13 protein-coding genes are annotated in these 15,788 nt (G+C 63.1%); 3 read left to right on the forward strand and 10 right to left on the reverse strand.

Annotated elements, in window-relative coordinates; all coding sequences use genetic code 11:
* Positions 1-438 precede the first annotated feature (438 nt).
* On the forward strand, positions 439-636 hold the full coding sequence (locus HMPREF2808_RS13615) for a hypothetical protein (RefSeq protein ID WP_158014578.1): 198 nt from the start codon (positions 439-441) through the stop codon (positions 634-636).
* A gap of 175 nt (positions 637-811) precedes the next feature.
* On the opposite strand, the gene HMPREF2808_RS13910 is transcribed toward HMPREF2808_RS13615, so the two are convergent.
* Complete coding sequence (locus HMPREF2808_RS13910; protein ID WP_070624369.1) at positions 812-2,998, reverse strand: 3-hydroxyacyl-CoA dehydrogenase/enoyl-CoA hydratase family protein; 2,187 nt, start codon at positions 2,996-2,998, stop codon at positions 812-814.
* Positions 2,999-4,159, reverse strand: a complete 1,161-nt coding sequence (locus tag HMPREF2808_RS07775) for an acetyl-CoA C-acyltransferase (RefSeq protein WP_070624370.1) — start codon at positions 4,157-4,159, stop codon at positions 2,999-3,001.
* A gap of 324 nt (positions 4,160-4,483) precedes the next feature.
* Here HMPREF2808_RS07775 and HMPREF2808_RS07780 point away from each other — a divergent pair, with 324 nt between their 5' ends.
* Both HMPREF2808_RS07780 and HMPREF2808_RS07785 read left to right on the forward strand, forming a co-directional pair.
* Positions 4,484-5,647, forward strand: coding sequence for an NRAMP family divalent metal transporter (locus HMPREF2808_RS07780; protein WP_193629810.1), 1,164 nt, complete (start codon positions 4,484-4,486; stop codon positions 5,645-5,647).
* Positions 5,638-6,417 (forward strand): putative hydro-lyase, encoded by a 780-nt coding sequence (locus HMPREF2808_RS07785; protein ID WP_210386963.1) that lies wholly within the window; start codon positions 5,638-5,640, stop codon positions 6,415-6,417. The genes HMPREF2808_RS07780 and HMPREF2808_RS07785 overlap by 10 nt, the downstream gene beginning before the upstream one ends.
* Positions 6,418-6,671: 254 nt before the next feature.
* On the opposite strand, the gene HMPREF2808_RS07790 is transcribed toward HMPREF2808_RS07785, so the two are convergent.
* The 8 genes from HMPREF2808_RS07790 to HMPREF2808_RS13065 form a co-directional block, all read right to left on the reverse strand.
* Positions 6,672-7,271, reverse strand: coding sequence for a GntR family transcriptional regulator (locus HMPREF2808_RS07790; RefSeq protein ID WP_070624373.1), 600 nt, complete (start codon positions 7,269-7,271; stop codon positions 6,672-6,674).
* A 22-nt stretch (positions 7,272-7,293) separates the two neighbouring features.
* Positions 7,294-9,087, reverse strand: coding sequence for an acetyl/propionyl/methylcrotonyl-CoA carboxylase subunit alpha (locus HMPREF2808_RS07795; protein ID WP_070624374.1), 1,794 nt, complete (start codon positions 9,085-9,087; stop codon positions 7,294-7,296).
* A 24-nt stretch (positions 9,088-9,111) separates the two neighbouring features.
* Positions 9,112-10,659 (reverse strand): 5-oxoprolinase subunit B/C family protein, encoded by a 1,548-nt coding sequence (locus HMPREF2808_RS07800; RefSeq protein ID WP_070624375.1) that lies wholly within the window; start codon positions 10,657-10,659, stop codon positions 9,112-9,114.
* Positions 10,659-11,420, reverse strand: coding sequence for a LamB/YcsF family protein (locus tag HMPREF2808_RS07805; RefSeq protein WP_070565109.1), 762 nt, complete (start codon positions 11,418-11,420; stop codon positions 10,659-10,661). Before HMPREF2808_RS07805 ends, HMPREF2808_RS07800 begins: the two co-directional genes overlap by 1 nt.
* A 223-nt stretch (positions 11,421-11,643) precedes the next feature.
* Entirely contained in the window at positions 11,644-12,009 is a 366-nt protein-coding gene (locus tag HMPREF2808_RS07810) for a hypothetical protein (RefSeq protein ID WP_070624376.1), read from the reverse strand.
* Positions 12,010-12,428: 419 nt separating this feature from the next.
* A complete protein-coding gene (locus tag HMPREF2808_RS07815; protein ID WP_070624377.1) occupies positions 12,429-13,166 on the reverse strand; it encodes a hypothetical protein in 738 nt (245 codons plus the stop codon).
* Positions 13,167-13,462: 296 nt separating this feature from the next.
* On the reverse strand, positions 13,463-14,461 hold the full coding sequence (locus tag HMPREF2808_RS13765) for a sortase family protein (RefSeq protein ID WP_246818532.1): 999 nt from the start codon (positions 14,459-14,461) through the stop codon (positions 13,463-13,465).
* Between the two features lie 151 nt (positions 14,462-14,612).
* Positions 14,613-15,575: a DUF2891 family protein gene (locus HMPREF2808_RS13065; protein ID WP_141752588.1), complete on the reverse strand. Its 963-nt coding sequence runs from the start codon at positions 15,573-15,575 to the stop codon at positions 14,613-14,615.
* Positions 15,576-15,788 lie beyond the last annotated feature (213 nt).

Genomic DNA, 15,788 nt, shown 5'->3' on the forward strand with positions numbered 1-15,788 from the left:
CCCGACGTGTCTACTTTCCGGGGGTCAGGCCCTGCCGCTGGTCAGCACACGCACATGCAAAGAGCATCCCTGAATACGGCAACAAAGCAACGAAAATGGTGACTTTCACCCCGGTGTGCTTGAAGGGTCGTACAGGCGCATTTTCGTACCTGCCCAATCCACCTGCATCGTATGCCCTGGTGCATGGGTGATCCGGGCGGTCAGCCCGGCCGCGTCGACATGGGAGGCAACCAGTTGGCGGAACCGGTCGTAGCTGTAGTGACGCTGGCCCGGCTGGGCCAGCGTTGTGGTGTAGCGAGCCCACAATACTTACAATGTTAGCTTCACACGTCTTGTGCGTGCTTTGACGACCGCGTCAAAGTCAATCGGGACGAACGTGCCTTGCCCGCTACTGCGCTTATCTACGAAAATCGCGTCCAACTCGTTATTGATGGGCATGTGAAATATGACGGAATCACCTACGGCAAACCGGTGGATGAGGTCATCCGGGCGGAGCGGCAGCGTGAAAAGCACATCCAGAATCTAGGCTTTGTTGTCTTGCCGTATTCCCCGAGCGAATTGCTTTATGAAAGACCACGAGTGGTCAGTGAGGTGCGGGCAGCGCTCAAGGCTGTGAGGTCGCACCGTAGCGCATAGTGGTGGGGTGGAAAGCGAGCCTCATCAAGCACCGCCGAGTTTAGATGGTCCTTCTACTTTGGTTTCTTAGTGCTGATAAGGGACCATCTCCACACCAAAACCCCATACAAATGGTCCCTTTGCTGAGTAAAGGGGACCAGAGTAAGGGGACCATTTGCGATGAGGGTGGCGCAGGCTAGTTGTTGAGCGGCTTGCGGGTCGCGGCCATGTGCTTGGCGCGCTCCACGTTGGCGGGCAGGAGGACCAGCGGTACGTCGTACTCCACCTCGCGGTCGCAGAACTCGGTGAAGCTCAGCGAGCCGGAGCCGGTGTACATCTCGGCGAGCTTGGCCACGATGACGTGGTCATTCTCGGTGGTGCCCTCGATAGGCCAATCGCGGTCGAGGGCGGGGGAGCCGGAGTACATCTCAATCTCCTCATCGGCCGGCGGGGTGTAGGAGCCGGCCAGGGTGGCGGCCTCCTCCATAGCGCGGGCGAGGACGTGGTCGTAGGACATGAGCACGACATCATCCGAGGACAAAAAGCCAGCCTTCTGTGCCTCGAAAGCAGACGAGAAGTTGCGGGCGGACGCGATGAAATCGAAGGCCTTCTGGTGATAGTCTTCGACACCGGCCGCCTTGAGGCGCTCCAGCGAGGAGATGGTGCCGGTCCAGCCGGGGTAGAGGCCCACGGTGCGCTCCGGGAAGCCAAGGCGGGTATCGGCGTGGGCCACGATGCGGTCGCAGGCCAGAGCGGTTTCGAAGCCGCCGCCCAGAGCGACGCCACGCACAGCGGCCACGACCGGAACCGGGGCGAACTTAAGGGCGCGTAGGGTGGTCGAGCCGTCCGAAAGGAGGGATTCGACGAGCGAGGCATCGCCGGACTCACCAGCGGAAGCGATGGAAGCGAGGTCTGCGCCCGCGCAGAAAACCGGCTTGTCATTACCAATAACCAGCGCGACGAGGTTCTCCGAGGTCACGGCGCCCAGAGCGGCACGGATGACTTCGAGGGCGGGCGTTGGCAGGGAGTTCATCGGGGTGTGTAGGTCGATGATGCCGATGCGGCCAGCCGGGGTGGAGACCGCGTGGACAGCGCCCGCCTCCTGAGACACGATGGTCTCCGCATCCAGAGAAGCCAGGGTGACAACACCCTCGCGCGGCGCGAGTTCCTGACGTTCTCCCTGAGAAGAGAGCACCGAGCCCTTGCCGTAAAAACCGCCCGCCGAAGCCGCGGCGGAGACCAAGACCGGGACGTTGGAGCCGTAGGCGGAGGCGACCCAGTCGATGCCGATGGCGTCGGCAAGCGCGAAGATGCCCTTCTTCCAGCCGAAACCAAGAGTAAGGCCCTCGTCGATGAGGCCCACGTGGTCCGCAATGTCAGGTGCGACCTCGCAGCAGTACGCCAGCGTGCCGAGGAAGACGGCGCGGGCAAAACGGCCGCCCGGCGAATCGGTCTCCATGACCTCGCGCGGATCTTTGAGTCCCACGACAGGATCGGTGGGCTGAGTGCGGGGTACGTATTCGTAGGAGGCGTTGATGACCTCGTCACGGCCGCGGTAAAAGCCGCCGTCACCGGTGCGGCCGGTGAGCCCTCGAGAAACGAGACCTTCGATAAAGGAGTCATCGCCGAGGGGGACGTCAAGAAGCGGATCGCCCGCCGGCAGGGCCGTCTCCAAAGACTTCCAAATCGGCTTGACCAGCTGGAGGCCGATGTAATCGAGCAGCCCGAAAATACCGGTGCGCGGAATGCCGAAGGCACGGCCGAAGGAGGCGTCGGCAAGCTCGTAGCTCACGTCGAACTCGCGGGCGCGTGCCACACCGGCGGCCATCCAGTAGCAGCCCACGCGGTTGGCAATGAAACCCGGGGTGTCGCGGCATTCGAGCGCAATCTTGCCCAGGGTTTGCTCGATGGTCGTGCGCAGAGCGGCCTCCGTGGAGCCGGAAGCGATGAGCTCCACTAGACGCATGACCTTCGGCGGGTTGAAGAAGTGCGTGATAGCGAACTTCTCGCGGCGGGCCTCCGGCACGCCCTCCAGGAGGGAGGCCAGCGGCAGGGTCGAGGTGTTCGAACTCAACAGAGCATCCGCAGACAAATAAGGCTCGATGGCCTCGTAGAGCGAGTGCTTGGCGCCGAGGTCCTCGAAGATGGCCTCGATGACCCACTCGCGGTCCTCCAACAGCGCGTAGTCATCGCTGGCGCGCACGCGCTCGGCGAACTCTGGCAGGTGGAAGCCTTTGCGCTTGAGCTGGACATCGACGCCCTTTTGAGCGCCCTCCACATTCTGGTCAAGCAAGACCACGTCCATGCCTGCGGACGCGCAGAGTGCTGCGATGCCAGAACCCATAGAACCTGCGCCGATAACGGCTACCTTGGTGATGCTCATTTACTTCGCTCCATTCTCAATAATCATGGCGATTCCCTGACCGCCGCCGATGCACATGGTGACCAAGCCATAGCGCTTGCCCTGGTGGCGCAGCGCATAAGCCAGCTTGGTCAGCAGGATGACGCCCGTCGCACCAACCGGGTGGCCGTGCGCGACAGCCCCGCCGTAGATATTCGTCTTGGCTGGGTCAAAGCCCAGCTGGTCCTGCACGGCGATGGCCTGGGCGGCGAAGGCCTCGTTGGATTCGATGAGGCCGATATCCTCTAGGCTCAGGCCGGCCTTCTCCAGCGCCTTCGGGACGGCAGCGATGGGGCCGATGCCCATACGCGTCGGGTCCACGCCCGCGATGGACCAGGACACAATCTTCGCCAGCGGGTCCAAGCCACGCTTGGTTACTTCCTCCGCGGTGGCGAGCACAGCGGCCGCCGCGCCATCGTTGATGCCGGAGGCATTGCCGGCGGTGACGGTTCCGTCCTTAACAAAGACGGGCTTGAGCTTCGCCAGCTTCTCGACGTCCGTCTCCCGCACCGCCTCATCAAAGTCCAGCTCGCCGACGGGGACGATTTCTTCCGCGTGGACGCCTTCCGCGCGGGCCTGGGCGGCCCGCTCCTGGGACTCGGCGGCGAACTCGTCCTGGCGCTCGCGGGAGATGTTGTTATCGGCGGCGACGTTTTCTGCGGTCACGCCCATGTGGCCGGTGCCGAAGGGGCAGGAGAGCGCGCCAGTAAGCCAGTCATAAAGCTTGCCGTCACCCATGCGCTTGCCAAAGCGCGCACCTTCGACGGAGTAGGGCGCGTTGCTCATGGATTCCGCGCCGACGGCCAGCGCCAGGGAGCCGTCGCCAGTCTGCAGGAGCTGGGCCGCGCTGATGACGGCCTGGACTCCGGAGCCGCACAGGCGGTTGACGCCCATCGCAGTGGAGGAGTCCGGCATGCCGACGTTCTTGGCAATGGCGCGTGAGAGGTAGAGGTCCTTCGGCACGACGGGCATGACGTTGGAGGCCACAGCGGTATCGAGGTCTGCACCAGTAAGCCCCGAACGCTCAATAGCCGCTTCGGCGGCAAGCGAACCGAGCTCGGTAAGGGAAAAACGGGCCAGGCTACCGCCGAATTTTCCGATGGGCAGGCGTGCGGCGCCCGCGATGTAGATGTCTTGGGGCATGAGCTCCTCCGTAGGTTTAACGAATCACCATTAGTTAACTCGGTATCCTAGGTCACTTTTTCGCCGCGCGCAACGGAGCTCCACTGGAAAGTGTGTGAGGGACTGTAGTTATGGCGTGGGTGTAACGTGCGCCACCCCCGCGTTGTTTACAGATTGTTCAACAACCCTTATGCTTTCACCATCGTTAAATGCGACCTTCGTCACGAAAGGTGCCCAACAATGAGCTTGGAATCAACCAATTCCTCCGCAGCTTCCCAGGAAGCAGCCCAGGGAACTACACAGGACGCGCCGAAAGAAGCGCAAGCCCCCAAGGGCATCGGCGCCATGGCCGGCGCCATGTTCCTCATGGCCACCTCCGCCATCGGCCCGGGCTTTTTGACCCAAACCTCCGTCTTCACCGTGCAGATGGGGGCGGCCTTCGCCTTTGCCATTGCGCTGTCGATCATTGTGGACATCGCCATCCAGCTCAACGTCTGGCGCATCCTCGCTGTCTCCGGCATGCGCGCCAACGAGCTGGGTAACACTGTGCTGCCGGGCCTGGGCTGGTTCCTTGCCGTACTAGTCTTCATCGGCGGCGTTGTCTTCAACATCGGCAACATCGCCGGCTCGGGCCTGGGCCTAAACGCCATGATCGGCATCGATGCACGCATCGGTGGCCTCATCGCCTCGGCCGTTGCCATCTTCATCTTCCTGTCCAAGCGGGCGGGCGTCGCGCTTGACCGCATCGTCGCCGCGCTGGGCGCCATCATGATTCTGCTCATGCTTTACGTGGCGATTGTCTCCCAGCCGCCGGTGGGCGAAGCCCTGAAGAATACCGTTATGCCGGAAAGCATTGACTTCTTCGTCATCACCACCCTCATCGGCGGCACGGTGGGCGGCTACATTACGTTTGCCGGTGCGCACCGCCTCATTGATTCGGGCCTGTCCGGCCCGGAGAACGTCGGCGCGATTACGAAGACCTCAGTGCTCGGCATCATCGTCACCGGCATCATGCGTGTGCTGCTCTTCCTCGCGGTCCTGGGCGTCGTCGCCACGGGTGTTGCGCTCTCCGAGGACAACACGGCCGCCGATGCCTTCCGCCAGGCCGCCGGCGAGTTTGGCCTTCGCGCCTTCGGCGTCGTCCTTTTCGCGGCCGGCCTGTCCTCCGTCATCGGCGCGTCCTACACCTCCATCACCTTTGTGACCACCCAGAAGGTCAGCCCGCGGACCCGCAACTTCCTCACCGTCGGCTTCATCGTTGTCTGCGCCATCCTCTTCGCTATCCTCAACTCCGCACCGCAGAAGCTGCTCATCTTCGCGGGCGCCTTCAACGGCATCATCCTGCCCATCGCCTTCGCCATGATCATGTGGGTGGCCTTCAAGCGTCACGACCTCACCCACGGTGTTAAGCAGCCGATGTGGCTGCTTATCGCCGGCGTCCTAGCGCTCGTGCTGGAAATCTTCATCGGCATCAAGTCCCTTTCCGGAATCGTTGAACTATGGGCATAATGCAGACGCCTGCAGAGGTGCGCGCCTTTGCCCGCGCACACGACATGACCACCACCGCCGGCCACGCCCGCGGCTTCATGCAGGCTAACCTCATTGCGCTGCCGCGCGAGTACGCCTTCGATTTCCTCCTCTTCGCACAGCGCAACCCCAAGCCGTGCCCCATCGTCGGCGTGCTGGAGGCCGGGCAGTTCACCTCTGAGCTCATCCCGGGCGGGGACATCCGCACGGACATCCCGGCCTACAACCTCTACGAGGATGGCCAGCTTACGCAGACGCTTGGCGACGCTTCCTCCTTCTACTCCGACGACATCGTCTCCTTCCTCATCGGTTGTTCCTTTACCTTTGAGAATGCGCTCGTGGAGAACGGCATTTCCATCGCCCACATTGATCAGGGCCGCAACGTGCCGATGTATCGCACCTCGATTCCCTGCGCGCCGGCTGGAGTCTTCTCCGGGCCGATGGTCGTCTCCATGCGTCCCATCCCCGCAAGCCAGGTTGCCGATGCCGTCCGCATCACCTCCCGCTACCCGGGCGTCCATGGTGCCCCGGTTCACGTGGGCGACCCTGCTGCCATCGGCATCGAGGACTTGTCGCAGCCCGATTTCGGCGAAGCCGTCGACATCCCTGAGGGCACCATCCCGGTCTTCTGGGCGTGCGGCGTGACCCCGCAGGCCATCGTGATGAACTCGCGTCCCAGCCTGGCCATTACGCATGCCCCGGGCAAGATGCTGGTCACCGACATCCCGGACCGCGATTTCCTCATCCCTTAAATTTTGTGCGGTGGTGCTACCACCCCAAGCCCTCAGTGCGTCGATGCATGGTTCTACTCAGATGGTTCTGGTCAGAAGGTTTGTTTGGGGGCAAACAAACCTTCTTCGAGTGCATAGATGGTTCACTTGGGGGTAAACGAACCTTTTGACCCGAACCATCTCACTCGAACCATGTGGTGCCGGTTAGTTTTGCGCGGGTGGAACCGGCTAACAGGAGCGAAGGCCATAGTGGGGGACTCGGAAACTAAAGGAAACTAAAGGACCCGGAGAATCGAGTTCATCGCGCGCATCAGGTCTGCGCGGCAGGCATCGGCGGCCGCCTCGCGCTCACCTTGCGCAATGAGGTGGGCCAAGTCGATGTTGGCTTGCACGTGGTTATCGTGAATCTGCGGGTAGCGCTCCAGCGTCAACAAGAAGGTCAAGCGCATGCGCGCCAGCAGGTGCGACATGGAGCGGTCCAGCGTCGGCGAGCCCAAACCGGCGACCAGCTGCTTGTGGAAGCGCTGGTTGATGAGGGGTCGGGGAGCGTCGGCAAGCACGGCGGATTCGGTCAGCCGCACCAGCTCGCCCGGGTCCTCGAAGGTGGCATAGCGCGCCGCGGCCGGCTCGATGGCGGCGCGCGCCAAGTAGAGATCGCGCACGAAATCGGTATCCGGGGTGGCAATGAAGACGCCCCTGTGCGGGATGCGCTCGACGATTCGCTCGGAAGCGAGCATGGCGAAGGACTCCCGCAGCGTGTTGCGGGAGCATTCGAAGCGCTCGGCCGCGCGGACCTCGCTGAGCTGCTGTCCGGGCATGTACTCGCCCTCGGAGATGGCGGCGCGGAGCGCGGACGCGACGGAATCTGCAAGCATGCGACTTACAGTAGCCCGCCGCTTAGGAAATCGTGGCGATTACCGCGCCCGGTTCCAACCTCGAGCCTTCCTTCGCCACCCGGCTCAGTTTGCCCGCAGACGGGGCCTTGACCGCGGACTCCATCTTCATGGCCTCAATCGTGGCGATGGCCTGGCCTTCCTCGACGGCCTCGCCGTCCGCCACGTTCCACGCCACGAGGTTGGCCTCATAAGGACAGGTCACTTCGTTGCCGCTGGCGCCGGCACCGGACGCCGCGCTTGCCGACGCCCCCTTCGCCTGCCCCTGCGACAACATATCGGTGGGGAAGCCCACGCTGACCAGCTTGCCGTCGATTTCCAGCGCGACGCGGGTGCGCTGCGCGTAGATGGCCTCGACAGGGACGGTAGCGCTCGTGGCTTCCGCGGAGGGGCGGTAGTTGTGGTCGAGCCAGTCGGTGTAGATACCGGCTGCGGCATCGGCGTCGCCGTGATCCACGAGGACCTGGGAGGAGACCATATCGCGGTGGAAGGGCAGCACGGTGCGAACACCTTCGATGTCGAATTCCTGGAGGGCCTGCTGTGCACGCTTCAGTGCGATCTCGCGGGTCGGACCCCAGACCAAGAGCTTGGCCACGAGCGAGTCGTAATAAGGCGGCACGATGGAACCGGAGCGCACGCCGGAGTCCACGCGGATGCCAGGGCCTGTCGGCGGCTCGAAGCGCACGATGGTGCCCGGGCACGGCGCGAAGCCGTTGAGGATATCCTCGGCATTGATGCGGAACTCGAAGGCGTGGCCGTCGGACACGGGGTCTGAAGCTTGCGCTTCAGACGAGGAAGAGGAATCAGACGGGGAAGCGGAATCGGACGCGAAGGAGAGGGGTTCCCCGGAGGCGATGCGGAATTGCTCCGCAATGATGTCCACGCCCGTGACCATTTCAGTCACGGGGTGCTCCACCTGCACGCGGGTGTTGACCTCGAGGAAGGAAATCGTGCCATCCTCGGAGACGATGTACTCCACCGTGCCGGCACCGGTGTAGCCCACCTTCGCGCAGATGGCGCGGGCACCCTCGTGGATGCCGGTGCGCTGCTCGTCGGAAAGCGCAGGCGCTGGGGCCTCCTCGATGAGCTTCTGGAAGCGGCGCTGCGTAGAGCAATCGCGGGTGCCCAGCACGGCGACGTTGCCGTGCGTATCAGCCAGAATCTGCGCCTCTACGTGGCGCGGGTGGGTCAGGAACTTCTCCACGTAGCACTCCGCGCGGCCGAAGGCCTCCTTGGCTTCGCGGCCGGCGGAGTTGAAGGCAGCCTCGATGTCTTCGAGGTTTTCCCCCACCTTCAGGCCGCGTCCGCCGCCGCCATAAGCGGCCTTGATGGCGATGGGCAGGCCGTGCTCCTCGGCGAAGGCGCGGGCTTCCTGCCAGTCATCGATGGGATCGGAGGTACCCGGTGCCAGCGGGGCGCCAACCTCCTCGGCCACACGGCGTGCGGCAATCTTGTCACCGAGCAGCTCGATGGACTCCGGCGACGGGCCAATCCATGTCAGGCCGGCCTCGGCCACGGCACGGGCAAAGTCGGCGTTCTCCGAGAGGAAGCCGTAGCCGGGGTGGATCGCATCCGCGCCGGCGCGCACGGCGATATCGAGGAGCGCGGGGACGTTCATATAGGTATCCGCCGCGGAGTTGCCGGGCAGGGCGTAGGCTTCATCAGCCACCTGGGTGTGCAGGGCGCCGGCATCGGCCTCGGAGTAAATGGCGATGGAGCGGATGCCCATGTCGCGCGCGGTGCGGGCGATACGGACGGCGATCTCGCCGCGGTTAGCAATAAGGACTGCAGAAATCATGTGTGGTTGTTCCTTAATCAGTGTTTAAGCGAGTTCAAAGCGGACTGTTGCCCCCGGCGGGAGCTGCGCGGCAATATCAATATCTTCTTCGAGGACCGTGGCGATGACCGGGTAGCCGCCGGTCACGGCGTGATCGCGAAGGAAAATCACGGGTTCGCCACTTGGCGGAACCTGGACTGAACCTGCGACCATTCCCTCCGAGGGTAGCTCGCCCTTTCGTGCACGGCTCAGGGTCACGGAACCTTCCGGGCCGACCAGACGCACGCCCACGCGGTTGGACTGTGCAGTAACGGTCCACTCTGTGGCGAGGAAGGCCTCTAGGCTTTCGGGAGTAAACCAGTCATCGCGCGGACCGAGCACGCAGCGCAGCACACCCTCGGTCTGTCCGTGCGCGCCTTCGCGAACGCGCATGGGGTTGCTCAGCTGGGCATCGGTCATCGCGGTGGAGCGGGGGAGGACACCAATGACATCGCCCAGTCGCACCGGTGCAGGTCCCAGCCCAGAAAGCACGTCAGTGGAGGCCGACCCCAGCTCCGCATCCGCCACGATGCCACCGCGGATAGCGATGTAGCTGCGCAGGCCTACCGTCGCGGGATCCACGGTCACCGTTGAACCAGCCGTGACGAGCACTGGGCGCGCGAGGTGCACCGGCATATCGTCGAGAAGCACGCGGGATTGGGCGCCGGTGACGCACACGACGGCGTCGGTCAGCGCGCGCAGGCGAATGCCACCGATATTCTCCAGCACGGTGGCACCGCGGGGGTTGCCCACCGCGACGTTGGCCGTCGCAGCCGCCGCCAAGTCTGCTGCGCCCGAAGGAGTGACGCCCAAGTTGCCGCGGCCGGGGCGGCCCTGATCCTGAAAGAGGGTGAGCAGGCCGGCATCGAGGACTTCCAAGCGCGGCAAGCGCGCGGGGGTACGGCGGCCAAAAGGCGTGGTGGACACCACGTCCGGCAGCGAGCTCACCGCGCGGTAGCGTACGCGGTCACCGGGCTGGACCAGTGCCGGCGGGTGGGCATCAGATTCCCACATCGGAGTTGAAGTAGTGCCCAACAGCTGCCAGCCGCCCGGGGAGACGCGCGGGTAGACAGCGGAGAAACCGCCGGCAATACCGACGGCGCCCGCCGGCACCGCGGTGCGCGGGGTGGCGCGGCGCTCGATGTTGAAATTCTGCGCCGAGTCCGCCGGGGTGCAATAAGTAAAACCGGGCGCGAAGCCGCCAAAAGCGGCGAGCCACTCGGTGGACGTGTGCCAATCAATGAGGCCTTCGCGCGACATGCCCATCAACTCGGCGGCCTCATCGAGGTCCTCGCCGTCATAGAGAACGTCGATCTCCACAAAGCGCGGATCCTCGCCCGCCTGCGCGGTGGGGTGGAAGTCCTGCAGCTTCTCCGCGGCTGCGGCGGCGGAATTCGGCGTGGCAAAGGTCAACAGCAAGGTGGTGGCGGCAGCAATCGCGTCGACTTGATCTTTGAGCGGATTAGCGTCGAGGGCCGCGTGCCACGCCATGACCTGGGGCAAGTCCTCCAGCTCTATGAGCAGCGCGCGCGTTCCTACGGGGTGAATATGCATCAGATGGCGCTCCGAATCTCGATTCCGCGCTCCTGCAGCTCGGCGACCACACCGCGCAGCAGCTGCACCGCGCCGGGCGAATCACCGTGCGTGCACACCGACTGGGCATCCACGTTGAGTACGGAACCGTCGATGGCGGTGATGGATCCGGTTTCGGCGACTTCGAGCACGCGCTTGACGACGTCCCCCTCATCACCCATTACAGCATTCGCCTCTCGCCGCGAGACGAGCGTGCCATCGGGGTTGTAGTTGCGGTCGGCGAAGGCCTCGCGGATGACGGTGAGCCCCTTCTTCTCGGCGATGTCGACGGCGACGCCGCCTGGCAGCAGCATGACGGGCAAGTCGCCGAAGGCCTTGATGCCGTCGATGACGGCGTGGGCCTGGGCCTCGTGGTGGACGATGGTGTTGTACATCGCGCCGTGCGGCTTGACATAGGCCACGCGGGTTCCGTTGGCCTGGGCCAGGGCTTGGAGGGCACCGATTTGGTAAGTGACTTCGTCGGCAAGCTCGGCAGGTGCGTAATCGATGAAGCGGCGCCCGAAGGCTGCCGGGTCGTTATAGCCCACGTGTGCGCCGACGGTGACGCCTGCTTCTGCGGCCGCCTTGAGGGTGCCCGCGATGGAGTGCGGGTCGCCGGCGTGGAAGCCGGTGGCGACGTTGGCGGAGGAGACAAGCTGGAGCATCGCGGCGTCATCGGCAACGGGGTTGCCGGCGGTGGTTTCGCCGAGGTCAGCGTTGAGGTCTATGTGCAGCGCGCTCATATTAGGAGGACACCTCTTCTGTAGTTCCCAAATTGTTGAACAATCTATGGGTGCCTAGTGTAGCCCGCATCACGTCGGTTTGTGAAGTGTGTCCCGTATCTGTGGATGGGTGGGACGTGAAAACACCCCCATCACGACGGTGATGGGGGTGCGGCTGCCTCGCGCCGGTGGGCCGGCGCTGCTAAGAGCTTCGCGTTTGAAGCTCGATGGTGCAGGATTCAGATTAGAACGGGAGGTTGACTCCCAGTGCCTGTGCTGCGGCCGGTGCGGCTGCGGCCAGCGCGCCTACGACGCCGAGGACGATGACGGCGATGCCCAAGCCGGTTGGCTTGCCGTCCTCGGAGGAGAGCTTGCCCTTGATGTCGTCGGAGGAGCTCTGGTCCTCGCTGCTCTGGTCGCCCTTGCCTTCGTCGCTGCTGCCGGCGTCGCCGCCCTGGTTGCTGCTGCCGTTATCGCCTTCGGTGCCGGTGCTGGAGGTGGCGTTGGTGCTCTGGCCGGTGGTGTCTTCAGCGTTGGCGGCGGTGACGCCTGCGAGTGCGAGGGCGCCGGCCAGGGCTGCGGCGGTGAGGTTGCGGGAAATGCGCTTCATGTTTCTTACTCCTGGGGTTAGATCGGGAAAGTTTGGTCAACGCCGTATCAGACGATGTTGTCACCGTTAACTGATGTCGACTTCCCACATACTAACCGAAAAATAGTGAGGTAGGTCAAACTATTTCCAATTTTTAAGCTACTCCACGCAAATTTTCATGGTTGTGTCAGGGTGCGCTGGCTCGTCGGGTGGTGCCGGCCCTTGTGGTGATGGGATGAAACTTCCTGCGTGGTTCGGGTTTTGAGGCTTGCTTGCGCGCTAGTTCATCCATTGAATCTTTTAACTTCCTCCAAGGGGTGCGGCCGGAAAAGTGGTGGCCCAACGGGCGTATAAAACTGCAAAAGCCGCGTCTCTCCACCCCCGGTAGGGAGGGGGAGAGACGCGGATGGGTTGCCTGTTGGCCCTAGGCCTCAAACCTCTTAGATGAAGAGCTTGCGGCGAGCAACGACAGCGCCAGCGGCGATCATCGCTGCGATTGCCAGTGCGGCGAGGCCGCGGGCAACGGTGTTGGAACCGGTCTCAGCGGAGATACCGCGGGACTGTGCTGGGGTCTGTGCGGCGGTGCCTTCAGCAACCTTGCCGCCCTGGGCGATGACCTCGTCCTTGTTCTCCTGCAGCATCTTCTCGGAAGCGGCCTTCTCCTCAGCGGAAGGAGCGTCCTTCTGAGCTGCCTCTTCGGACTTCACGTAGGTCTTGCCGTCCTTGGCCAGGTACCAGGTCACGCCACCGATGATGAGGGCGGCCGGCAAAGCCAGCCAAGCCAGCTGCTTCTTGTCGAACTCGGCGCTGGTCGGCTCAGCCTCGGACTCGCCGTTGATCGGGTAGTCAACGGAAGACGGAGCGGTAGCCTCGCCGGTGGCTGCCATGTCCATGTCCGGGGCCATCACGCTGGTGGTGGTCGGCGCGTCGGCATCCTGCTGAGCCTGCTGCTGCTCCCAAGCCCACTGTGCCTGCTCTGCGGTCAGTTTGGTGGTTCCGTCCAGCTCGCCGTTCTCGTTGCGGTGCTGGTAGCTACCGTCGGCCTGCTTCTGGTAGGTGACGCCATCGACCGTGAGTTCAGCCGGAGCCGGAATCTGGGCGGAGGCAACGGCGGTGCCGCCCAGTGCGAGGGAGCCAGCCAGAACGGCTGCGGTCAGGGTGCGGTTGATGCGCTTCATAAGCTTCTCCTTGCGGGGTTTGTGAGGTATGTGAGAGGGATTCAACCCGACGTGAACCACAATAGCCACAACTTTCACATTAATCACAAGGGTTTCGAAATTTCGCTCCGTAACATGGCGGATGCTTTTCGTGCCAAACGGGTGGCATGTTCGGTGGGTTGAGGTCCTCACGGGCGGCGCTACAAGGCGTGTTAACCTGCAAGGATAAGAACGGTGTTGTCTGTTGAGCTGCGAAAATGTTCGATAACTGCGCGTAGTGGCGGAAATCCCCCTGAACGGGGGATGCTGCATGGGGCTTAGCTCTGTTCTGCGGCGGGGTCAGGAGCTTCGGTTACGCCCTCAAACTGCCATCCCACCACGGCATTGCGCACCGCAGCAGCCAAAGGGTTGGCCGGCTGGATGCAGCTGATAGTGAGAAGGCGACCGGGCTGGGCATCGGTGCCCCAGATGCTCTCATCCTGCTCAAGGCCATCCTTCGACGGATCGTGCAGATCTGTTGCGGTGTATACCAGCCATTGCTCGCCGGAGTTCTGCGTGCGCAGGTACAACTTGTCGCCCACAGAGGCTTTGTGCTCGTCGGCGCTACCGTCGTAGAGGTTATTGAACACCGCTGGTACTCCTGCACCGGTATGCCCGGCGACCACCACGACGTCCTGCGCATCCGTACCGGGGAGCGAATAGGGTTTATCGTCTGCGGTGTAGGTGCAGGCCCTATTCATCGAGTCGGGGTTGATCTTGTTGTCTTTGATCCGACAGGAGCCTTCTTCAAACTCTGCACGCACATCAATTGTCGGGATGTACATCTCCACCGCTGGGGAGGGCTCGATGACGGCGGCGGGTTCCGTAACCACATCGGTTGGTTGCGGCGCGGGCGCGTCTGGCTCCTTATTGAACTGGAGTGCGGCGACGATGCCGACGAGAACCAGTGCCAAAATAAGGAGGACTCCCAACCCGCGACGGCTGATGGGCGTGCGAGGGCGCGGTGATTTCCGCCGTGGCGCAGGGGCTGTCGTCTTCTTCGGCGCGGTTCGGGTCGGCGCTTGTTGGGATGGCGTTTGTTGGGCAGGCGCCGACGTTGAAGCGGATCGACGGGAAGGGGAAGTTGTCGACGGGGACGAAGCTGGGCGATCGTGGCTGGGGCGGCGTCGCGGGCGGTAGGAAGGGCGCTCAGGGGCAGTGCTCTCGCGGTCGTGAGTAGAGCCTCTCTGGCGGGCACGCTCGGCGCGCAGATCAATACGGATTCCTTCTTCTGGCAGGCGGTAGTTATCGCGCTGCGCCGAGTAGCGAGAATCCATAGTGAGCTCCTGAAGAGAACGATAATTAGAAAGTTACAGTACTACTCGCTAAGTAACTATTCCGTATGCGCTCACTATGGCGGCAGGAGCGGGCATAAAATGCCGGCCTGAACTCTCGGCCTGGATGGCTGGCGATGAGGGAAGCCGTTGGCTAATGCCTTCCGTCGGCAGCGAGCTGAAAGCGCAGCGCGTAGGTGATGAGCCAGTGGGTGGACATGAAGTGGCCGTCGACAAGCTGCGTTTGCGCACTGGCGGCGAGTGCATGGGTGCGGGGCAGGACGGAGGCGTCGAAATGCTCAGCGAGTTCAACGAGCATCCATGCTCTGGTCAGCGCCAGGCCGTAGAGGTGGGCCAGGCGGCCATCGGTTGGGTCAAGCACCTCTGGGATTTGTGTGAAAAAGTCCAGCGCTTCGTTGTGGTGGGGAAGAAAGCCGTCGAACCAGTGTGGGAAGTCCGGTAGCACGCGCGACATGAGTAGAGCCTCCGATAGCCCGTTGGATAGGAAATCATGTCCGGACAGCTCCCATTTGAGCGGGTAGTCGCGGTCTTCGCCGAAAAGGCGGACAGCAGCCTCGCGCACCGAGCTCGCCAGTGAATCCAGCCCGAGTTTCTCCGCGGCCTCGTGGATGAGGAAAAGGTTGAAGGCTGTATTGGAATGCATGCCGTGGCGCACCGGTTGGTTGAGTGATTCAAGCCAGTCGCGGCAGTGCTGTGCGGTTAGCTCTACGAGCTTGTCCATCGCTTCGCCAGGCCGAACGGAGGCGAGCTGCAGCAGCCAGGCGCGCCCATAGGGCATTTCATATCCGGGGCGGGCGAGGAGGTAGTTGTATTCCGTGGTGAGGGCTTCTGCGCTGAGGCGATCGTCGAGAAGCGCGGCAAGTTCTTTGGGAGACTCGGGCCCGAGAATCTTGTTTAGTAGCGCGCCTGAGTACTGCATGTGGACGCTGGAGTGCCAGTCGAAACAACCGTAAAAACTGGGGTGCAGCTCGCGCGGGCGCACGTCGCAGTCTTCTGTGGAAGCGCTCGTGTGGTGCATCGCGGCGGGGAATTCGCGCTCGGGTGCGGCCATAATTGCTTTCGCCCAGGCGCTGGCACAAGTTTCTAGCGTGGTCATGCGTCAAGTATGGCAAAGCTGAAGGTGGGATGTGCGTTTCAGCGCAAACGTCGAACATATATCCGAAAATGTGGTGTTGGTGTCCGGTCGCCCTCGTAGTCTTTAGGGCAGGCATCCAAGGGGTGGGGGATGTGTGGGTGTCTGAAAATGCTGGCAATGCTCTTCGTCTTTGGGGGTTGCCACTATCGAAGAAGGGGGAACTGTGCAGTTCTT

Source organism: Corynebacterium sp. HMSC078A10 (genome assembly GCF_001811565.1).
GTDB classification, from domain to species: domain Bacteria; phylum Actinomycetota; class Actinomycetes; order Mycobacteriales; family Mycobacteriaceae; genus Corynebacterium; species Corynebacterium hesseae.